The following is an 18,237-nucleotide window of genomic DNA, read 5'->3' as shown; positions in this document are numbered from 1 at the left end:
CCCGGGGAATTGGGATGGAGGGGCAAACGTCAGGCGAGCTCGAGCATGACCTCGACCCGCTGCATCAACTTCTCCAAATCGAATGGTTTCTTGACGAATTCGTCGGCCCCGGCGGCGAGCAACGCGTCGATCTCGCCGCGGTTCACGACACCCGAAACGATGATGATCTTCATCTCTTTGAGTTGATCGTTTTTGCGGACAGTTTCGCAGACCACGTTGCCGTTGATGTCGGGCAGCATGTAGTCGAGGATCATGAGGTCGGGCTTGAAGGTGGACGACACGATGCCCGCGTCGTACCCGGTGGCGGCGCTGCGGACCTCGAGCCGGCTGTCGTTACTGAACAGGTCGGTGAACAGCTCGACGATGTTCGGATCGTCGTCCACGACCAGCACCTTCTTCTTGCCGGTGGCGAAGCCGTCGGTGGGGATGTCGTTGGCCTTCATGAACCGGATCAGTTCTTCGCGGGGGATACGGCGGAAGCGCGAGCCCGGCACGCGGAAGCCGTTGAGCCGACCGGCGTCGAAGCAGCGGATGATGGTTTGCTGCGAGACCTTGCAGACTTCTGCCGCTTCGCCGGTGGTGAACACCTGTTTGGCGAAGAGTTCGGCGGCCTTGTCTTTCTTGCCCGCTTGATGCGTGCTTGAGCCGTTGTGATTGCCGTTAACTTTTGCAGAAGCCATGTCGTTTCTCCCAAGATCGAAGTGGTCGGCACCCGCCGAACAAACCCAGCGATCCGCGGATACGGCTCGGGTTTACCCAACTTCACTAACCGCCCCATCGGGGAAAGTCCGACTCGACTTAATCTGCTCGAGTTGAAACCCCAGCGGTTGTGAGGCTCGTGCGGGTTGTGACGGTTCTCAAGGATTCGGGTCCCAATAAACAACCCCGCATGCACGGGGCACACGGGGCTGCGATTGGGGTGGAGTGTTCTACCCGAGGGGGTCTTGGATCACTTGCGACGGCGGACCGCCAGTGCGGCCACGCCCAGCCCCAGCAAGGACGCGGAGGCGGGCTCGGGGACGATGCTGATGTTGATCGTGGCGAGCAGTTCGCCGGAGCCGATAAAGTCGGTCACGGTCGTACCCGCGGCGGTCTGGCCGTCGAAGAAGGTCAGCAGGTTTTCGTCGCCGAGCGGGCCGACCGTGCCGTTTTCGTCCGTGGACACGCCCGCGGCGGCGGAGAACGCGGCGCCCAGGCCGTCGTTGACTTCGGTGCCCGCGTCGTAGAGATCGCTGCCGAAGATCTGGATCGTGAACACGCCGGAGGGGTCGTTGATCTCGTCGCTATCGGTGAACACCTGGTAGGCGAACGGGTTGTCGTTGCCAATGAAGGTGTCGTTGGACGGGATGATCATCGAAGCGAACGAGAAGTACTGGTACGCCGAGGGGTTGATCGGGGTGACGAATCCGGTCGCGGTTTCGCCGGGGTCAATGACCGGAGCGCCGCCGAAGCCCGCGGGGTTCGAGACCACCCCCTGGATGTCACCCGGCACACCGGGCGCGGCGGTGAAGTCGGCCACCAATCCGTCAACGATCCCGTCTTCGGCGATGGCTTCGAGCGAAGCGGATGCGGCCTCGCCGCTATTGAAAAAATCGAACTGGCCGTTGTGAAAACCAAACCACACCGGGGTCAGGAAGAAGTCCGAGTTGCCTTCGTTGATGACCTCCACCTTGATGTCGCCATCGGCCTGAGCGATCGCGCCGGTCGAGGTACCCACCAAAAGGCAAGCTACGATGGCTGCGGTCTTGTGTTCCTTAATGATCGAAATGAATCCTCGCATGATATTCCTCCAACTGCTGTCGAAAGGTTCTAGACATCTGCCGGCTGAACCACAGCCGGCTATCGAGAACTTGGACGGAGGTTTTCAGGATCGATTACAGCGGGTATCAAAAATTTCATTTCAGTTTTCGAATGCTCCGTGAAATGCGGTCGCGAGCCTGGGGCGTTAGTCCCGGGGCGAACCGTTGCCGACCCAACATCGACTCCAGGAAGCGCACCTGCACACGGAAACGGCGGCACTGCTTGCAGTTCAAGCGGTGGACCCGGCTGGCCCAGCGTTCCTCCGAAGTCAGCGGACGGTCGCATTCATCGGAGATCAGCCGGCTGACCTGCTCGCAGGTCCCACTCAAGATGAAGAGGCCGGCTTTGAGGTAACGCACCATGCTCTACGGTCCAAAGGTCACTTTGCCGGAGCGACCCGGCCCATCCGCGGCTCAGACGCGGGCTTGCTTCGGGGTGTGGGTTTGAACCACCCCAGCTCCAGGCATCGCCGAAGCGCCATGCGGGCGCGGTACAGCCGCACCCCGAGGTTAGACGTGGTAACGCCCAATTGCTTACAACAATCTTGCGTGGGCAGATCACGCACAGCCCGTAGCTTGAATGCCGCCGCCTGATCTTCGGGCAGCCGATCGATGCACCCGGCCAAAACACGCCGGAAATCACCCATCTCACACTCGTCCACCGGGTCGTTGCCCCACGAAGACGGCTTGTCTTTCCATCGCCCCCGGCCGGTAAACCACTCGCCTGCCTCGGGGAGCACGGTCAGTGAAGGCATCTTGGCCCGCTTGCGGTGTTCATCGATGATTTTTCGACGCAGGATGGCGATCAGCCAGGTACGCCTGGACGATTCACGGCGAAAGGTGTCCCGGTGCTTCCACGCCGCCAGCAGCGTGTCCTGCACCAGGTCTTCCGCCACTTCACGCTCACCGACGCGCCGCCAGGCGTAAGCGAACAAGGCGTCGCCGTGCTGATCAAGCCATTGCTGGGGTTGGTCTGTCTCACTCACCGGTCAATCAACCGCACGCCCGGTAAGATTATTCCAGCCGAGCGGAGATTCAGGATCTCACATGGGTCCGGACACGCTCACTCACGCCCCCTGTACGCCGTTGCCGTCTATGTCACCACCCGCCAGCCCGACCAACCCCGCACCCACAGCACGTTTTGAGCGTGTCGGTCAAGCCCTGCAAAGGGACGCCCTGTCGGTCTTGCTCACCGGGCAACGCAACCCCGACGACCCTGCCGTCGCGCCCTTCCTGGCATTTGCGCAGCAGAACAGCCTGGACCTGTCGGGGCTGTGGGTCGCGTGGGACGGCAGGCGCTTGGCCGCGTCGACCCTGATCGTCCCCGGCGTGGGCAAGACCGCGATGCTGTTTCTTTCGCCCGTCGGGTCCCACGGGCGCGTCTCGCTGAGCGGGCAGCTGATCGCCTGGGCCTTGTCGGAGGTCGATGCGGTGAAGATCCGGCTGATCCAGACCTTGCTGGAGCAGGGCCAAAACCTGCAGCAACGCGCATTCGAGGCGGGCGGGTTCCGCTTCCTCGCTGAGTTGGCGTACATGCAGCGCCCCGGGAAAGTCTTCGCCCCGCTGCCCCCGGTGACGTTGGACGGCGAAATCCTCACGCCGGTCCACTGGTCAGAGTCCGCCCGGCCGGTGTTTTCCCAAGCCATCTCCGAGAGCTACGAAGGCACCCAGGATTGCCCCGGGCTGCTGGGACTTCGCGAGATGGACGACATCATCGCCGGGCACATGGCCACCGGGCGGTTCGATCCGGCCCACTGGACGGTCTGGCGCGACGGCCTGGGGCGTCCCGCAGGGGTGCTGCTGCTCGCGGAATCGACCGGGAACGCGGGATTCGAACTGGTCTATCTGGGTGTGAGCCCGCATGCACGGGGGCAGGGGCTGTCGAAGGTCTTGATGCGTTATGCCCTGGACCTGACGCACAAGCACGGCCGCGGCGATCTGTTTCTGGCGGTGGACGACCGGAACACCCCGGCGCTGCGCCTGTACCAGGGGCTGGGCTTCCGCGTCAGTATCCGCAAGACCGCGTTGATATACACGCCCTAACCCCGAACCGTCCGCCATCGGTTACCGGACCCACACTCGATGCGGGGCTATGGGATCTAACGATCATGAGCGGTGGATAAGCGGTGTAAGTTTCGTAACCACCGGGTAAACGAAGCGTTAATGCGGCGTTCAGATTGTGTGGTCTGTTATCCACAGCGATGTACACATGTCCACTTTGAGGTGGGGATAAAAAGAATCATTGCTCTAACCTGCTGTCTTCTCTGTGGCTGAGAATTTCAACCCGATAAACACGGTGCTAACAAGGTTGATAGGGCATGCGGCAATCCATATTCTCCATCTTCGCGGAAGGAATCCGCAGCCTGTGTGAAAACGCCACCCCGTCACGATTCAGTGACCACGACGCCAAGGACAGGCCAGTCAACTTTAGCCCGACGCCGGCCCCGCCGAGCGTGTAGGTCGAGCTTGACTGGAACACCGATGCCGACGTCGTAACGGAGAGGGTTGGGCGGATCTCGGTCAGGGGCATTTCGGAAGGACCCATCTCAAAATCAGTTGCGGAGTCAGGGACGCATCAGACAGCCATTCTGGCGAATCACACGTCACCCCTCTCTCGCACGAAAAACCCACGCCCGGCTCGCGTCACGGCAGGCCGCACGGCGGAAAGGAGCAGGTGGTTCATGTCCACACGCCACGACGGTATCAATTCGCGCATCGCCGACCGACTCGCCCAAAAAGTGGGGCAGCGGCGGTATGAGTTGTGGATTCAGCCGTCGGTGCAGTTGGACTACAGCGACCAAGACCACACGCTCCGCGTGGCGGTGCCCAACCGTTTCGTCGCAGAGAAGATCCGTAACGATTTTTCGGATGAGTTGCGCCAAGCCGCCCGCGCCGAGGCGGGGCTGGACGAACAGGGCGAATTGCGGCTGGACCTCTGCGTCGAGCCTGACCGCTTCGCCCGCCAATCCGACACGGCCCGGCCCAATCCGTTGCGCGACAACGCGGCTGCCGGCAGCACCCCCCGGCCTCAATCCCCAAGCCGCCGACGAGACTCCGGCGATGCCGCACCCGCAACCTCGTTCCGCCATCGTTTCGAAGACTTTGTCGTCGGTCCGTGCAACGAGTTGGCCTACGCCGCCGCCCTCTCGCTCGCCGACACCGGCCCCGAAGACAACAACCCCACCTCGACCGGGCCGCTGTTCCTCCACAGCGACTGCGGCATGGGCAAGACCCACCTGCTCCAGGCCGCCTGCCGCCGCGTCCGCGAACGCCAGCCCCAGGCCCGCGTGCTCTACACCACCGGCGAGCAGTTCACCAACGAATACATCACCGCGGTCCGCAGCAACACCCTCGACACCTTCCGCAAGAAGATGCGCCGCCTCGACCTGCTCGCGGTCGACGACATCGGCTTCTTTGCCAACAAAGAAAAAACCCAGCAGGAATTCCTCCACAGCTTCGACCACATCGAGCTCTCCGGCTCGCGCGTCATCCTCGCCAGCGACAGCCACCCCAAGCTGATCAAGAAGTTCAGCGACGCGTTGGTCAGCCGGTGTATGCAGGGGCTGGTCGTTCAGCTCCAAGCCCCCGATCAGGCAACACGGCTGTCGCTGATCAACCGCCTGGCGAGCAACCGCGGACTGGTGCTGCAATCGCAGCTCGATGAGCTGGTGGCGGCCCACGCGGGGCGTTCGGTCCGCGAGATCGAAGGCACCCTCGCCCACCTCCACGCCTTGGCCACGCTCGCCCAGCCGCAAGGCCCGACGCGCCTGGTCAACCGCGCCCTGGCTGAGAAGCTCTTCGCGGACCAGCGTCAGCTCGCCGCCAAACGCCCGGTCCGCTTCACCGACATCCAGGACACCGTGTGCGAGCACCTCAACGTGCCGATCGCGCAGGTCGCCGGCTCGTCTCGTCACCGCATGGTGGTGCTCGCCCGGGCGATCACGGTCTACCTCGCCAAGCAGATGACCACGCTGAGTTACCCCGAGATCGCCGCGGCCCTGAACAAGCCCAGCCACTCCACGGTGGTCACGGCCGTGCAACGCATGACCCGCCAACTCGAAGACAACCAGCCCATGCTCCTGCCCGGCCAGCCCGACGCGACCACGCCAGTGCAACTCGTCGAAGACCTGCGCCGCCGAGTGATGCAAAACGTGGCGGCCTGAGCATGGCCAAGCAGCACCGTGTCACGTTCGACTGCCCCAACTGCGGCGCGAAGGTGCCCAGCGGCGCTTTGGCCTGCCCCGAGTGCGGCTCGGATGAAGAAACCGGCTGGTCGGACGACACGATGTACGACGGCCTGGACCTGCCGATCTACGACGATGAAGACGGAGAGCTCGACCCCGCCGCCCCGTCGTGGAAGCGGGGGATTTACATCCTCACCGCGGCGTTGCTGCTGATTTCGTTCTTCTGGTTCCTGCTGGGTGGGGGCAGGTTCTGGTGAGCGTATGCCTGCGAAAAACCAACGAATAACCCCGACCAAAGGCCGGGGTAGATCGTTGGTCGCTTTCAAGCCGGGTTGGGATGAAAAGCCACCGGGTAGTGGGCGAAGCAGGATTCGAACCTGCGTAGGCGTAAGCCAACGGGTTTACAGCCCGTCCCAATTGGCCGCTCTGGCATTCGCCCGATTGAGCCGCATAGCGTAGCGGATTGCCGTCCGCTCGGCAACGAGCCCGCAAAGCCTGCCGATCCGTTGACCCATGTTCGGCCCGCCGCACACACCCAACTCACGTTTTCACACGATTTTATCGTGGACCGATAACGTCACTCGGAGTAGGATTCTCTACGGATATCGTTGATCGTGAGAAAGGGTTTGTGTCGTATGACCGGATCGCCTACCGCACTCAACAGCCACGTGCTTGTACTCAACAAGTTGTGGATGGCCATCCGTGTCGTCGATGCCCGCAAAGCCTTTTCCATGCTCGTCCGCGACATGGCGGAAGTGATCCGGGTGGACGACGGCAGCTACACCGGGCACGGCTTCGCCGACTGGGCCGAGCTCTCCCAGGCCCGGGCCGAGTTCGAGATCCACGAAGACGATCCCGCCTACGAATACGTCCAGACGGTCCGCATGCATCTGGCCGTACCCAAGATCATCCGGCTGTTGGGCTACGACCGCCTGCCCGAGCAGGGCGTCAAGCTCAACCGCCGCAACATCTTTGCCCGCGACCACAACCGCTGCCAATACTGCGGCAAGCACTTCTCGACCAACGAGCTGAGCCTCGACCACGTGATCCCCCGTTCGCAGGGCGGCGGAGCGAGCTGGGCCAACCTGGTCTGCTGCTGCGTGGGCTGCAACTCGAAGAAAGGCGGCCGAACGCCGGAACAGGCCCGGATGCCGCTGATCCGCAAGCCCGTGAAGCCCCGCCGCAACCCCGCGATCAGCCTCCGCGTGGGGCACGACAAGTACGCCTCCTGGCGCAACTTCCTGGACAACGCCTACTGGTCGGTCGAGCTCAAATAGGCCCCCGAGCCCATCCCGGGCCGTCGGGCGATGTCCGAAAACCGAACACCGGTCACAACCGTTGCCCTGCGGATGGCCCGCTCGTACACTGTGGGACCGCTGGGATCACTCGTTCGAGACTCTCCCGGCACGAATTTCATCGCTGAGGAATCCGCCCCATGCGTCACCTGCTGCTTCTTTCCGCTCTGGTCCCCTGTGTGCTTCTGGGCTTGAGCCTGCAATCCACCGCCCAGGACAGCCCCGGCACCTTTGCCGAGCCCTCGATCATCAACCCCACCTGGGAGTTTGAGCTCGAAGTCAAGAACCCCCAGCCCATCGCCGTCCCCGACGCCAAGGGCCGGATGGTCTGGTACTGGTACCTCCCCTACAAGGTCATCAACAACACCAACGAAGACCGCCTGTTCATCCCCGAAGTCAGCGTCGTGGACAACCACGGCCGGATCGTCACCGCGGGCCGCCAGATCCCCCAGAACGTCTACCCCGCCATCGCCGAACGTCTCGGCAACGACCTGCTCGAGAGCCCCGACGACGTACTGGGCCGTCTGCTGCAGGGCGAAGACTTCGCCAAGGAAAGCGTGGCCATCTGGCCCGCCTCGCAAAAAGACGTGGATGAGTTCACCGTCTTCTTCGCGGGCGCCGACGGCGAAACCAAGCAACTGATCTCGCCCAGCACCGGCAAGCCCGTGTTGCGGGCCGCGATCGACCCGATCACCGGCGAGCCCGTCCTCGACAGCGAAGGCAACCCCGTCCTCCAGCCGGTCATGGTCCGCCGCACCCGTGCCTACACCTACACCACCCCCGGCACGCTCACCAGCAACAACAAGCTCCGTCAGCAGCCCGTGCGGTTGGTTGGCGAGACCGTTGTGATGCGGTAAGTCATCGAAGACAAAACTCAACCGCTTGCGGTATAGCGCACCAATCCCGGAGCGATAAACCGCAAGCGGTTTTTTATTGCGCACCCGTGGCCCGACCCACAACGATCCGTGGGAACTCTTCGTGGTCTTTCAACACCGCGATGTCGCTGAGCCCCGCTTCCGAGGCGAAGCGCTCAACCGCGTCCGCCTGGGTCGAAGACATCTCCAGCAGGATTTGTCCTTGAGGCAAGAGATAGCGGGAGGCGTCGGCGATCAGCGGACGCAGGTGGTCCAGTCCGTCGGCACCGCTGCGCAGCGCCATCGTCGGCTCGTAGTCTTTCACGTTGGGCAACACCTCGGCCCACTCCGCGTCGCTGATGTACGGCGGGTTGCTCAACACGAAATCAAAACGCTCATCGCCCAACGGCTCGTAGAGGCTGCCGTGGCGGAACTCGATGCGGTCGGCCACGCCGTGGTCCTCGGCGTTCTGTCGGGCGATTGCCAAAGCGTCTTCGCTGAGGTCGGTGGCGACGAAGGTGGCTTCGGGCAGCTGCGTCGCCAGGGTCACAGCAATCGCGCCGCTGCCGGTGCAGACGTCGGCGATCCGGCCGTTGAAACCCGGCGCGGGCTTGGGAGCGGGCGGCTCAAACGCGGAGTCTTCCTGCTCGGTCGCGATGGCTTCCGACTCGGTCTGGGATTCTTCCGGCATCGGCTCGGGTTCGTAGGTGAGTTCGCCGGCGGGGGCCGATGCTGAATCGCGGGGTTGGACCTGCTCTTCAGCGAATACCGGAAGCGCCTCAGCCACGCGTTGGGGCGAGCGCACCGCTTGCAGGACATACTCGATGATCGTCTCGGTGCTCGGTCGGGGGATGAGCACCGCGGGAGTCACCCGCAGCTCCAGCCCGAAAAACGGGGCTTTGCCGATGAGGTAATCTACAGGCTCATGCTTGCCCGCCCGGGTGACCAGTTCGCGAAACGTCTGCCGTTCCTCTTCGGAAGCGGGACGGTCCGGCTCCATGTACAGCTTCAATCGGGGGACATCCAAGACATGCCCGAGCAGCATCTCCGCCGCGACGCGGGGGGAATCCACGCCCTTGTCCTCAAAATGCTGGGTCGTCCATGACAGGAGCTTGCGGGTCGTCCAGGTGTCCATGGGGACATGGTAGGGCAGGAAAACAGAAGAGCAAGGAAGCGGAAATACGGGACACGCCGGGGGCCAACGATTTCCTACTCGGTTGTTTTATGGCTTTCCTCCTCGGGCACCAGTTAAACTGGAGCCATGCACACGGCGCTGCTGACCAACACCGCGTGGCTGGACGACGAGCTGACCGCGTTTCAACAGCTCACCGTCGGGCTGATCGATGAGCAGGTCAAGCTCACGCGGATCATGCCCGCCGACGTCGGCGGCAAGAGCCTGGGGCTGGGCGATTCGTCGCTCTTCGGCCGGAAGCTGACGTGGCGCGAATCCAAGTTCGCGGCGGTCAACCACCGGCGGATCGTCAAGCTCTGCGACGCGATCGACCACGAAGGCGCCGAGCTGCTCCACGCCATGCACGGCGACCTCTGGCAGCCCGCCGCCATCATCGGCGACCAACTCGACCTGCCCGTCGTTTTCAACGCCTCGTCCCTCGACGACGTCCGCCAGGCGACCAAACTCGTGCGACAACTCAACCCGACGCGCAGCGTCTTCTGCGCGACCACCGAGCCCATCGCCCACGAGCTGCGCGACCGCACGCAGAATCTGGTCCGCGTCGAAACCATCGTGCCCGGCGTCCACGTGGGCGATCCCCACCTCAACAACCGCACCCCCGGCGAAGCCCCGTGTATCGCGGTCTGCGGCGACGGGGTGATGGACGACCAGTACCAATACCTTCTCGAAGGCATCGCCCTGCTCGTCGCCGAGCGCCCGGATGTACAGTTCTTCTTCGACGGCCAACGCACCGACCAGCACCAGGTCTGGAAAGCCGCGCAACGGTTGAACCTCCTGGGCAACCTCTCGTTCGTCCCCCGGCGTTTGGGCCACCGCGAGATGCTGCTCATGGCCGACGCCATCGTCCACCCCCAAACGCTGGAGCGGTCGCGCAGCGTCACGTTGCTTGCGATGGCTCACGCGGTACCCGTGCTCGCGGCGGCGGACGACATGCTCGACTACCTCATCCCCGACCATACCGCGTGGCTGGTGGACGAGCCCGACGCCAACGCCTGGGCGGAACTGCTCATGCGCGTGGTGCGTGAGCCCGACGACGCGGCGGACCTGGGCATGCGGTCCCGCGCCTGGGTTCACGATGAACGCCTGGCCTCCGACCAGATCGAGCGGATCCTCAGCTTGTATCGCAGCACCGCCGGCTCGCCACTGCCGTTCCCGGGGTGATTAGGGGATGAACGAATCGATTCCCATCGGTTTCACCAGCACTACGTTTTAGGTCTAAAACCTCCATGTCAAAATTCACCAGCGTCTTTGTATTTCTTCTCTGCGCTACAGTTCTATTGCCCCTCGACGCGTTCGCCACGCCGCCTGCTGGGCGGCTGGCGATCATGGTCGATGGAAATTTCCGAGACGCGGACGACATCGCCGCAACGCCGGTGACGCTGGCCATGCTGATCAGCCAGGGGCATGCCGATCGTCTGGTGCATTACTCCCACTCGTGTGACCTGCGCAAGAAAAAACAAGACGCCGAAGGGATGGGACCCGATGGGCTCACGCGGCAGCAGGCCATGCAAGACAACTGCGACGGCACCGCGGCACGCTGGGGCCAGTTCCCCCACGTCGAAACGTTTTTCAACTGCATCACCCAGCAGCAAGAGACGATCGACGACCTGACCCGGTGCATCAACGACTCGACCGCAGAAGACCCGCTGTGGTTCATCCTTGCGGGCGAGCCGGACCTGCTCTACCAAGCCCTTGTCGCGGCCCAACCCGACAAGCGGCAGTTCGTTTACGTGATCACCCACCACCCCGCCAACCACCGCGGGGACGACTACGGCTACCGCGGTGACTACACCAGTGCACCCCCCAAACTCGAGGACCGATGGGTCGTGAACATCGAGGGGGTGAGTCCCGAAATGACCTACTTCATCGGGAACCAAAACAAACAACTCTACCGAAGCATCAAGACGTGGAACTGGGCCCGCGACCACGAAGACGAGCGGATCAACTGGCTCTACGAACGGATCGAGCTGTCGCAGCGGGCGGATGAAAACGGAAAAAGCATCTGGGGCTACCACGGCATCGTGGGCAAGGCCGACGTGTCGGACACCGGCATGGTCTGGTATTGGACCTCGGGGCTCCAAGACGAAGCATGCACGATGGAGGCTCTACGCGACCTCTTCGAAGAGTACGTAAGTCAACACCCGGCTCCGTAGGTCGCGGAACGGCAACCGCGGGCCTCCTGTGGCCCGGATACGCCCGTCGGCACCCATCCCGCCCGATTCGGGACGGCAGACCGGATCGCACCGTCAATCCGTTCAACTCGATCGACGAGCGGGTGAATCCACTCAGAAATTAGGCGACCCGCAATCCCAAATCGTTCGCGTTACACTCTCGGCCCATGCTGATCTGCAGAACCCTTGACGAGTTACGACAGGCCCGACAATCTCTGGGTGGACGTGTCGCGTTGGTCCCGACGATGGGGGCACTGCACGCCGGGCACCTGGCCCACCTGGGGTACGCCCGCCGAGCCGCGGATCACGTGGTGGTCAGCATCTTTGTGAACCCGACCCAGTTCGGCCCGCACGAAGACTTCAACCGCTACCCACGCACGCTCGAAGTCGACACCGCCAAGTGCGAGACAGCAGGGGCGGATCTGGTGTTCGCACCCGAGGCCGAGACGGTGTATCCGCCGGGCGTGCCGGGCGTAGAGCTGACCGTGCCGGGCGTGGCGGACGGGCTGGAAGGGGCCCAGCGCCCCGGGCACTTCGCCGGCGTCTGCCGGGTGGTGCTGAAGCTGCTCAACCTGGTGCGGCCCGATGCGGTGACGTTCGGCCGAAAGGACTACCAGCAGCTCGCGGTCGTCAGCGCGATGATCAACGACCTGATGCTGCCGATCGACATCATCGAGGTGCCGACCGTGCGCGAAGACGACGGCCTGGCGATGAGCAGCCGCAACCGGTATCTGGAAGGCGACGAGCGCAAGCACGCTCTCGGTCTGTCCAAAGCACTGAAGCAGGCCCAGCAGATGGCGGCCGACGGCGAGCCAGACCCCGTCGCGATCGAGGCGATGATGCGTGATGTGATGCAGGCCTACCACCTCGAGGTCGACTACGCCGCCGTGCGTCACGCCCGGACACTGGGCGAGATCGACAGCGTGGTGCCCACCGAAAGCGTGGCCCTCGTCGCGGGTCGGCTGGGGAAGGTTCGGCTGATCGACAACGCGGTGCTGAGCGAGACGATGCCGTAGCCGCTCACACAACGCGTTGTGGGGATTGGAAACGAAAACCTTATTCCGCGGCGGCCGAATCGGATTGGGCTTCCGCAGACGTTTCGGATTCAGCGCTGGCGGATTCCGGTTGGGTTTCGGCGCCCTGCTCGGAATCGGCTTGGCCGGAGGTGGTCGAGTCGGTGCTTTGGGTGTCGGCTTGTGATTCGGCACCCGAATCTTCGTCTTGCTCGGCGTCGGCTTGGTCGGCCTCGCGGGTGTCTTCAGGAATCCCGTTGGGAAACGCGGCAAGGGGGAAGCGCATCTGCGACGGGTGGGGGATGGGCGAGAGTTCGCTGACCGGGACGCGATCCAGGCGCAGGTCCGGGAACGCCATGCCCGAGGCGCTGCCGTGAGTGCCGGGGTTGGCGTGGTGGCCCAGGCGGTAGTCCTGGTAGTTGGCGTGGGCGGTGGGCTCTTCGTCACCCGAGTCGGCGGGGCGTTCGAGGGTGAGTTGAAACACGGTGTTGGCGGGGATGATCATCACCTCGCCGCCGCCGCGCACGGGGACGTATTCGGGGCGATCGATCAGGGCCCGGAGCCCGGGGCTGCGGTACTGGTATTGGTGGGTGTGGGTGAGCCCGGTGCCGGGATCGGTCGCGGGGGCAAAGGGCGACCAGCCCACACGGAAGTTGGTCCGCGTCAATCGGTTCTGAAACGAGAACTGGGCGTTACCCGGCTCAACCCGCCGGAGACTCGTGGCCAGGGGGTCGCGGTCTGCGACGCTTGCGTCCACCCCGCCCCCCGAAGCGGTTTGCGCCGCTGCGGGCGAGCCCATCAATACGCCACCCCACAACAAAACACCACCCGTCAGGGTGGCGAAGTGTTTCGTCATGGGCGTCATGTAGCTCATGCGGGGATCGGCTCGGGCTTTCGCTGCGGCCGCTCACGGGTTTGAGATGTCACCGACCGGGCCGTACATCCGACGGCCCGCGGGATCAGCCGGCGGTGCCGACTTCAGGGTCGAGGATGTCGACCTTGATCATGATGGCTTGTCCGGGCAGGTCGACCGAGCCGCTGTTGGTCTTGGTGCCGCCCTTCATCTTGTTGCCGCCGTACTCCGCGATGGAGTCGAGCGTCCAGGTTTCCCACTCGACCTTGTCGGCGGGGATGTTGGGGCTGCGCCACTCTTCACCGCCCTTGCCCTTGCGGGAGAAGTCCAGAAGCAGCTGTTCGCCGATGGGCACGTTCTTGGTCCAGAGGGTGTTGCCGGTCTCGACCGAGACGATCGACACGCTCTTGGGGGCCACCGCGGTGGAGCGGTAGACGTGGCGGTCCTTCGAGCAGCCGGTGAAGACCAGCACGGCCAGAAGGCAAACGGTCGCAAGCAGGGTGGTGGCAAAACGGCTGCGGATCGGCGTGGTCATCGTCGGAAGGTCCTTACGGTGAAGTTTCAGGGTTCGGGGGCCGGTATCGGCCTGGGTCGCCAGTTTAACAGAATACGACGTAATTCGGCGTCGGGCCAGCCTATCTGGATTTCTCCCCAATCCGCTGATAACTCATTGCGGACCTTGGCCGGGACGCCTTGAAATCACCCCTGCACTATCGGCCAGCGAGGCCCCGCAGACTCAGTTTGGCTCGCATCTCGGACCCGAGATCAGAAGCTCTGCTCGAGCCGCCAGGCGATCTCCGGGCCCTGGCAATCGATATGGACCGCGAAAAAACGTCCACGGTGGGCCCAGAACTGCGGCCAGATCACCTTGCGATCCGTCTCGGGCAGCGGCAGGGCCTCGATCTCGTCCGCGGAGAACCACTCGAGCGTGCCTTCGTCGAAGGTCTTGCGTTCGACGGTGACGGGCCGGGTGACTTCGTAGAGGAACATCAGCCAGTGGGTCTGGTGCTCGTAGCCCGCTTCGGAGACGATCCCGGTGAGGTGCAGGTCGTCCTCGGCGATGGTGAGCCCGACCTCTTCCTCGATCTCACGGACCGCGCAGGTGGTTGGGCTTTCGCCGATGCCCTGTTCGAGCTTGCCGCCCACGGGGGAGTAGAGGTCGCGGTTCGGGGGCTTGCGTCGGTGCAGCAGGAGCACCCGCCCTTCTTCATCGAAGAGGTAGCACAACACCGCGATTTTGTAGGGCAGCTCGGGGCCGGTGGGGGCAGACATGGGCGGGAGTGTACGAGAAGTCGCCCGGGGGCGTGTACCGGGAAGCAAAAAACAACCCCGTCGCTTGCGAGACGGGGCTGGAAAGAGTTTCGGGTTGCGGCGTGAGCCGGGGAGCGGGCGATTCAGGCCGCCTCGGAGTCGTCGGCGTAGTTCGCGTCGGGCTTGGGGAAGGCCGGGGCGTCGGCGGGCTCGGTCCAGTCCTCGGCACCGGGGATGTCGAGTTCCATGTCCGTGGTCTTGCGGTAGCCGAGCTTGCGGATGATCTCGAGCACCTCGGTCCACGTGGGGAACGGCCGCTGATTCACACGTTTGTACGCATCGATCGCCTTGATGAACAGGAACTGCTCCTGGGTCATCTCGCCTTCTTCAGCGGACTTCATGAAATCGGTGCGGCGACGGCCGGGGCCGCGGCGGCGTTCGAGGCCGGTGCCGGGGGTACGGGCGTCGACGACGTTCTTGCGTCGGTCGGGGCCGCGGTAGACTTCGTCACGGGCGGAATCGTCGGAAGAGGCGTTGTCTTGAGGTGCGGCCATGCGGGGGTCTCCGGTCTGGATCGACCGGGCGTCACCAACAAGGTCGGCCGGGGTCAATCGTCATCGTCGGGGGCGAAGTAGTCGAAGTCGTCGTCGTCTTCGTCGTCGAGGAGGTCTTCGTCTTCTTCGTCGTCGTCGAAAAAATCGTCCTCGTCGTCGTCATCGTCGAGGAGCTCGTCGTCTTCATCTTCATCGTCGAAAATGTCGTCGTCATCCAGTTCGTCTTCGTCGTCGATCGACATCGTCAACGGCGCAGTGCCCCAGATGTCACGTTCTCCCCAGGTTTCGGCGTTGTCCCAAGGGATGGTTGGGGCTTCGTCCATGATCGCATCCTCCGCGTAAATGCAGCCACTTCACAGGGTTGAACCCAACGCGGCGACGCTCGCCGATCGTTGTCCAAACCCCGATGGCGGTTAAACTATCGGGCCTCGCTTTTTTGTCAATCCCCGCCGCGCACTTTTTGTGTCGACCGCTACAACCGGCCTACCCGGCACAACCGCAACCGATCATGGCCGCCGACGCCCCCACCCCCGATCTGCCCCCCAGCCCGCCCGCCGCGTCGTCTGGTGCAAAGACCCCAAGCCCCTCCGCGAAGTGGAACTTCGCCGCGGCCTTTCTCGGTTGGCTGCTGCCCGGGCTGGGGCACTTCGTCCTGGGCCAACCCCAGCGTGCGGTCGTCCTGGCGGTGACCATCGGCTCGCTCTGGTTGTCGGGGCTGCTCATCGGCGGCATCTCCGTCATCGACCGCAACGACCACCCCGCGTGGTTCCTCGGCCAGATGCTCATCGCCCCGTCCTTCGCCGCCAACCAATACCGCGTCAAGCTCGTCCGTGAACACGACGGCACCTTCGACCCCGAAGACAACCCGCCCTTCGAGCCCGCCTTCGCCCGCGCCCAGGAACAGGGCACGCTCTTCACCTCGCTCGCCGGGCTGCTCAACCTGCTGGCGATCATCGATGTGCTCTACCGCGACCCGCGCGACGGCCGTGACGCCCCCGCCTCACCCCAAACCCCGTCGCCTCCGCAAGGGGTGGCGACATGATGAGCCCGCTCGCCCCCCTGCTGTTGGCCTTCCGCCCGTTCATCGACCCGCTGCCAATCGGCAACTCCTCGGCGTGGGTCGCGCTGTTCATCCCGCTGGTGATCCTGGTGTCGGTCGCCTACAAGACCATCAAGCTCCGCGACCTGCGGGAGCTGCCACGGAAATCGGCGATCCTCGCGCTGCAGATCTTCATCTTCATGGGTGCCGCGGCGGCGGGGTTGTGGGTGTTGACGCTGTTTGCGTGATGGGGGACGCGCGGGGTCAAGACCCGCAGCTAACGCGGGTTAACAAGCATTGTTTTGTCAGTTCGTGGCCGGTGTCCGGTACACTCTGGGCTATGAAGCAGCTCCTCTCGCAACTCGTCGATGGCCAACCGCTCAGTGCGGAACAGGCGATCGAAGGTTTTGAACTCATCATGTCCGGCCAGGCCGAGCCGGCGCAGACCGGGGCGATGCTCGCGCTGATCGCACAGCGTGGGCCGACTGTCGATGAAGTCGTTGGGGCGGCCACCGTGATGCGGCAGAAGGCTGTGCCCGTGAACGTGCCCGAGGGGCTGACGATCATCGACACCTGCGGGGCGGGCGGCACGGGGTCGACGTTCTTCAACATCTCCACGACCGCCGCTCTCGTCGCCGCGGGCGCGGGCCGGCCGTTGGGTCTGGGCGTGGCGAAGCACGGCAACCGCTCGGTCACCTCACGATCCGGATCGTCCAACGTGCTGGAGAACCTGGGCGTCAACCTCCAGGCCGATCCCGACGTCCTGACGAAATGCCTCGACGAAGCGGGCATGTGCTTCTGCTTTGCCCCCGCGCACCACCCCGCGATGAAATACGCCGGGCCCGTGCGTGCTGCGCTGGGCTTCCGCACGGTGTTCAACCTCATCGGCCCGCTGACCAACCCCGCCGGCGCCAAACGCCAACTCATCGGCGTGCCCTCGCCCGAGGTGGCGGACCTGATGTCGCAGGCGCTGCTCCGTCTCGATGCCGAGCACTGCCTGTTGGTCCATAGCGTCCTGCCCGACGGCCACAGCCTCGGCGAACTCACCACCTTCGGCCCCGCCCAAGCGGTGCAGGTGCACCACGACATGACCAAGTCGTACCCGATCGATCCCGCGGCGTTGGGAATGCCCTTTGCGTTGCCCGACTCGGTGACGATCCAAACGCCCGCCGACAGCGCGGTGATCGTGAAGCAGGTGCTCGACAACGAGGCCGGCCCAGCCCGCGACATCACCGTGCTCAACGCCGCCGCGGCGCTGCAGGTCGGCGGCGTGGCCGATTCGCTGGAAGAAGGCCTCGAACTCGCCGCCGCCGCGATTGCCGACGGCCGGGCGAAGAACGTCCTGGACACCTTGATCCAACTCACCAACGCGTAAGCGAATCCAAGACTCCGCCGTGGCCCAACCGCAGCACAACCTCGCGATCGAAACGTCGTCCCGGCGTGGCTTTCTCGCGCTCGGGCGCGGCGACGAGATCCTCGAAGTGCTCGAACTGCCCGCCAAGCGTCGGCACAACCTCGACCTCGTGCCGACGATCGACACGTTGTGCCGCAACCACCAACTCAAACCCGCCGACCTCGGCGAGGTCTACGTCTCGCTCGGGCCCGGCTCGTTCACCGGGCTGCGCATCGCCATCGCCACCGCGAAGATGCTGTCGCTGTCCCTGGGCGTGAAGATTGTGGGAGTGTCTACGCTCGACCTGCTCTGCGCCCAGCACCCGGGCTCCATCGTCGGGCTCAACGTCAAACGTGACACCGCCTGGTCGGCCGCCCCCTCGGCGGGCCTCGAACCTGCCCTGCGCAGCCTCGACGAGATCCGGGCGACCGACCTGCCGCTGATCGCCGACACGCTGGAGGACGCGGCCCCCGCCGAGCCGGACGTGCGGGTGCTGCATCGGCTGGGCCGTGCCGCCGCGGCAAACAACGAGTACGATGATGCGTTGACCCTCGCCCCGGCCTACATCCGCGAGCCCGAAGCCGTCACCCTCTGGGACGAACGCCACGGCCCGGAGTGACCGCACCGCTACCCATGGGT

22 protein-coding genes and 1 tRNA gene are annotated in these 18,237 nt (G+C 64.2%); 12 read left to right on the top strand and 11 right to left on the bottom strand.

Annotated features, from left to right (window positions below; translation table 11 throughout):
* Positions 1 to 29 precede the first annotated feature (29 nt).
* From HNQ40_RS09205 to HNQ40_RS09190, 4 genes are all read right to left on the bottom strand, one after another.
* Positions 30 to 680, bottom strand: coding sequence for a response regulator (locus HNQ40_RS09205; RefSeq protein ID WP_184677548.1), 651 nt, complete (start codon positions 678 to 680; stop codon positions 30 to 32).
* A 269-nt stretch (positions 681 to 949) separates the two neighbouring features.
* Positions 950 to 1,780, bottom strand: a complete 831-nt coding sequence (locus HNQ40_RS09200; RefSeq protein WP_184679216.1) for a spondin domain-containing protein — start codon at positions 1,778 to 1,780, stop codon at positions 950 to 952.
* Positions 1,781 to 1,895: 115 nt separating this feature from the next.
* Positions 1,896 to 2,162 carry an anti-sigma factor family protein gene (locus HNQ40_RS18105; RefSeq protein WP_221435451.1) on the bottom strand — a complete coding sequence of 89 codons (267 nt, stop codon included), beginning with the start codon at positions 2,160 to 2,162 and terminating at the stop codon, positions 1,896 to 1,898.
* A gap of 17 nt (positions 2,163 to 2,179) precedes the next feature.
* Positions 2,180 to 2,785 carry a sigma-70 family RNA polymerase sigma factor gene (locus tag HNQ40_RS09190; RefSeq protein WP_184677547.1) on the bottom strand — a complete coding sequence of 202 codons (606 nt, stop codon included), beginning with the start codon at positions 2,783 to 2,785 and terminating at the stop codon, positions 2,180 to 2,182.
* A 109-nt stretch (positions 2,786 to 2,894) separates the two neighbouring features.
* Between HNQ40_RS09190 and HNQ40_RS09185 the strand changes: the two genes are divergently transcribed.
* The 3 genes from HNQ40_RS09185 to HNQ40_RS09175 all read left to right on the top strand — a co-directional run bounded on the left by HNQ40_RS09185 (position 2,895) and on the right by HNQ40_RS09175 (position 6,240).
* Positions 2,895 to 3,842: a GNAT family N-acetyltransferase gene (locus tag HNQ40_RS09185; RefSeq protein ID WP_184677546.1), complete on the top strand. Its 948-nt coding sequence runs from the start codon at positions 2,895 to 2,897 to the stop codon at positions 3,840 to 3,842.
* 638 nt (positions 3,843 to 4,480) lie between these two features.
* Complete coding sequence (gene dnaA / locus HNQ40_RS09180) at positions 4,481 to 5,962, top strand: chromosomal replication initiator protein DnaA (RefSeq protein WP_184677545.1); 1,482 nt, start codon at positions 4,481 to 4,483, stop codon at positions 5,960 to 5,962.
* A gap of 2 nt (positions 5,963 to 5,964) precedes the next feature.
* Positions 5,965 to 6,240: a zinc ribbon domain-containing protein gene (locus tag HNQ40_RS09175; protein ID WP_184677544.1), complete on the top strand. Its 276-nt coding sequence runs from the start codon at positions 5,965 to 5,967 to the stop codon at positions 6,238 to 6,240.
* Between the two features lie 99 nt (positions 6,241 to 6,339).
* Here HNQ40_RS09175 and HNQ40_RS09170 read toward each other — a convergent pair.
* Positions 6,340 to 6,422: transfer RNA gene (locus tag HNQ40_RS09170), tRNA-Tyr, on the bottom strand.
* Positions 6,423 to 6,618: 196 nt separating this feature from the next.
* On the opposite strand from HNQ40_RS09170, the gene HNQ40_RS09165 reads away from it, so the two are divergent.
* Together HNQ40_RS09165 and HNQ40_RS09160 are read left to right on the top strand one after the other, a co-directional pair.
* Entirely contained in the window at positions 6,619 to 7,260 is a 642-nt protein-coding gene (locus HNQ40_RS09165; RefSeq protein ID WP_184677543.1) for an HNH endonuclease, read from the top strand.
* A gap of 158 nt (positions 7,261 to 7,418) precedes the next feature.
* A complete protein-coding gene (locus HNQ40_RS09160; RefSeq protein ID WP_184677542.1) occupies positions 7,419 to 8,135 on the top strand; it encodes a hypothetical protein in 717 nt (238 codons plus the stop codon).
* Between the two features lie 73 nt (positions 8,136 to 8,208).
* Here the strand turns inward: HNQ40_RS09160 and HNQ40_RS09155 are convergent, their stop codons facing one another.
* The gene (locus HNQ40_RS09155) at positions 8,209 to 9,267 is read right to left on the bottom strand and encodes a N5-glutamine methyltransferase family protein (protein ID WP_184677541.1); all 1,059 of its coding nucleotides are present in this window, start codon (positions 9,265 to 9,267) and stop codon (positions 8,209 to 8,211) included.
* A gap of 126 nt (positions 9,268 to 9,393) precedes the next feature.
* Here HNQ40_RS09155 and HNQ40_RS09150 point away from each other — a divergent pair, with 126 nt between their 5' ends.
* The 3 genes from HNQ40_RS09150 to panC all read left to right on the top strand — a co-directional run bounded on the left by HNQ40_RS09150 (position 9,394) and on the right by panC (position 12,511).
* On the top strand, positions 9,394 to 10,485 hold the full coding sequence (locus HNQ40_RS09150) for a glycosyltransferase (protein ID WP_184677540.1): 1,092 nt from the start codon (positions 9,394 to 9,396) through the stop codon (positions 10,483 to 10,485).
* Positions 10,486 to 10,550: 65 nt separating this feature from the next.
* A complete protein-coding gene (locus HNQ40_RS09145; RefSeq protein ID WP_184677539.1) occupies positions 10,551 to 11,477 on the top strand; it encodes a hypothetical protein in 927 nt (308 codons plus the stop codon).
* A 185-nt stretch (positions 11,478 to 11,662) separates the two neighbouring features.
* Positions 11,663 to 12,511, top strand: coding sequence for a pantoate--beta-alanine ligase (gene panC, locus HNQ40_RS09140; protein WP_184677538.1), 849 nt, complete (start codon positions 11,663 to 11,665; stop codon positions 12,509 to 12,511).
* Between the two features lie 40 nt (positions 12,512 to 12,551).
* Here the strand turns inward: panC and HNQ40_RS09135 are convergent, their stop codons facing one another.
* The 5 genes from HNQ40_RS09135 to HNQ40_RS09115 form a co-directional block, all read right to left on the bottom strand.
* Positions 12,552 to 13,382 (bottom strand): hypothetical protein, encoded by an 831-nt coding sequence (locus tag HNQ40_RS09135; protein ID WP_184677537.1) that lies wholly within the window; start codon positions 13,380 to 13,382, stop codon positions 12,552 to 12,554.
* An 85-nt stretch (positions 13,383 to 13,467) separates the two neighbouring features.
* Positions 13,468 to 13,896 (bottom strand): hypothetical protein, encoded by a 429-nt coding sequence (locus HNQ40_RS09130; RefSeq protein WP_184677536.1) that lies wholly within the window; start codon positions 13,894 to 13,896, stop codon positions 13,468 to 13,470.
* A gap of 230 nt (positions 13,897 to 14,126) precedes the next feature.
* Positions 14,127 to 14,633 (bottom strand): NUDIX hydrolase, encoded by a 507-nt coding sequence (locus HNQ40_RS09125; RefSeq protein WP_184677535.1) that lies wholly within the window; start codon positions 14,631 to 14,633, stop codon positions 14,127 to 14,129.
* A gap of 122 nt (positions 14,634 to 14,755) precedes the next feature.
* Complete coding sequence (locus HNQ40_RS09120) at positions 14,756 to 15,166, bottom strand: hypothetical protein (RefSeq protein WP_184677534.1); 411 nt, start codon at positions 15,164 to 15,166, stop codon at positions 14,756 to 14,758.
* A gap of 53 nt (positions 15,167 to 15,219) precedes the next feature.
* Positions 15,220 to 15,489, bottom strand: a complete 270-nt coding sequence (locus HNQ40_RS09115; protein WP_184677533.1) for a hypothetical protein — start codon at positions 15,487 to 15,489, stop codon at positions 15,220 to 15,222.
* 185 nt (positions 15,490 to 15,674) lie between these two features.
* Between HNQ40_RS09115 and HNQ40_RS09110 the strand changes: the two genes are divergently transcribed.
* From HNQ40_RS09110 to tsaB, 4 genes are all read left to right on the top strand, one after another.
* Positions 15,675 to 16,208 (top strand): TM2 domain-containing protein, encoded by a 534-nt coding sequence (locus HNQ40_RS09110; protein WP_184677532.1) that lies wholly within the window; start codon positions 15,675 to 15,677, stop codon positions 16,206 to 16,208.
* Positions 16,205 to 16,453 (top strand): hypothetical protein, encoded by a 249-nt coding sequence (locus HNQ40_RS09105; RefSeq protein WP_184677531.1) that lies wholly within the window; start codon positions 16,205 to 16,207, stop codon positions 16,451 to 16,453. The genes HNQ40_RS09110 and HNQ40_RS09105 overlap by 4 nt, the downstream gene beginning before the upstream one ends.
* A gap of 92 nt (positions 16,454 to 16,545) precedes the next feature.
* A complete protein-coding gene (gene trpD, locus HNQ40_RS09100; protein ID WP_184677530.1) occupies positions 16,546 to 17,580 on the top strand; it encodes an anthranilate phosphoribosyltransferase in 1,035 nt (344 codons plus the stop codon).
* 19 nt (positions 17,581 to 17,599) lie between these two features.
* Positions 17,600 to 18,217, top strand: a complete 618-nt coding sequence (tsaB, locus tag HNQ40_RS09095; protein WP_184677529.1) for a tRNA (adenosine(37)-N6)-threonylcarbamoyltransferase complex dimerization subunit type 1 TsaB — start codon at positions 17,600 to 17,602, stop codon at positions 18,215 to 18,217.
* The last annotated feature ends 20 nt before the right edge of the window (positions 18,218 to 18,237 follow it).

Source organism: Algisphaera agarilytica (assembly GCF_014207595.1).
GTDB lineage: Bacteria > Planctomycetota > Phycisphaerae > Phycisphaerales > Phycisphaeraceae > Algisphaera > Algisphaera agarilytica.
The sequence above is the reverse complement of the archived record's forward strand: the minus strand, read 5'-3'. Positions and strand labels throughout refer to the sequence as shown.

Excerpts from the sequence above, each read along its gene's own strand:
- HNQ40_RS09110 (WP_184677532.1), top strand. The coding sequence starts at position 15,675 with ATGGCCGCCGACGCCCCCACCCCCGATCTGCCCCCCAGCCCGCCCGCC.
- HNQ40_RS09155 (WP_184677541.1), bottom strand. The coding sequence starts at position 9,267 with ATGGACACCTGGACGACCCGCAAGCTCCTGTCATGGACGACCCAGCAT.
- HNQ40_RS09145 (WP_184677539.1), top strand. The coding sequence starts at position 10,551 with ATGTCAAAATTCACCAGCGTCTTTGTATTTCTTCTCTGCGCTACAGTT.
- trpD (WP_184677530.1), top strand. The coding sequence starts at position 16,546 with ATGAAGCAGCTCCTCTCGCAACTCGTCGATGGCCAACCGCTCAGTGCG.
- HNQ40_RS18105 (WP_221435451.1), bottom strand. The coding sequence starts at position 2,162 with ATGGTGCGTTACCTCAAAGCCGGCCTCTTCATCTTGAGTGGGACCTGC.
- HNQ40_RS09175 (WP_184677544.1), top strand. The coding sequence starts at position 5,965 with ATGGCCAAGCAGCACCGTGTCACGTTCGACTGCCCCAACTGCGGCGCG.
- HNQ40_RS09200 (WP_184679216.1), bottom strand. The coding sequence starts at position 1,780 with ATGCGAGGATTCATTTCGATCATTAAGGAACACAAGACCGCAGCCATC.
- HNQ40_RS09130 (WP_184677536.1), bottom strand. The coding sequence starts at position 13,896 with ATGACCACGCCGATCCGCAGCCGTTTTGCCACCACCCTGCTTGCGACC.
- HNQ40_RS09125 (WP_184677535.1), bottom strand. The coding sequence starts at position 14,633 with ATGTCTGCCCCCACCGGCCCCGAGCTGCCCTACAAAATCGCGGTGTTG.
- HNQ40_RS09120 (WP_184677534.1), bottom strand. The coding sequence starts at position 15,166 with ATGGCCGCACCTCAAGACAACGCCTCTTCCGACGATTCCGCCCGTGAC.
- dnaA (WP_184677545.1), top strand. The coding sequence starts at position 4,481 with ATGTCCACACGCCACGACGGTATCAATTCGCGCATCGCCGACCGACTC.
- panC (WP_184677538.1), top strand. The coding sequence starts at position 11,663 with ATGCTGATCTGCAGAACCCTTGACGAGTTACGACAGGCCCGACAATCT.
- HNQ40_RS09135 (WP_184677537.1), bottom strand. The coding sequence starts at position 13,382 with ATGAGCTACATGACGCCCATGACGAAACACTTCGCCACCCTGACGGGT.
- HNQ40_RS09165 (WP_184677543.1), top strand. The coding sequence starts at position 6,619 with ATGACCGGATCGCCTACCGCACTCAACAGCCACGTGCTTGTACTCAAC.
- HNQ40_RS09115 (WP_184677533.1), bottom strand. The coding sequence starts at position 15,489 with ATGGACGAAGCCCCAACCATCCCTTGGGACAACGCCGAAACCTGGGGA.
- HNQ40_RS09185 (WP_184677546.1), top strand. The coding sequence starts at position 2,895 with ATGTCACCACCCGCCAGCCCGACCAACCCCGCACCCACAGCACGTTTT.
- HNQ40_RS09150 (WP_184677540.1), top strand. The coding sequence starts at position 9,394 with ATGCACACGGCGCTGCTGACCAACACCGCGTGGCTGGACGACGAGCTG.
- HNQ40_RS09105 (WP_184677531.1), top strand. The coding sequence starts at position 16,205 with ATGATGAGCCCGCTCGCCCCCCTGCTGTTGGCCTTCCGCCCGTTCATC.
- HNQ40_RS09205 (WP_184677548.1), bottom strand. The coding sequence starts at position 680 with ATGGCTTCTGCAAAAGTTAACGGCAATCACAACGGCTCAAGCACGCAT.
- HNQ40_RS09160 (WP_184677542.1), top strand. The coding sequence starts at position 7,419 with ATGCGTCACCTGCTGCTTCTTTCCGCTCTGGTCCCCTGTGTGCTTCTG.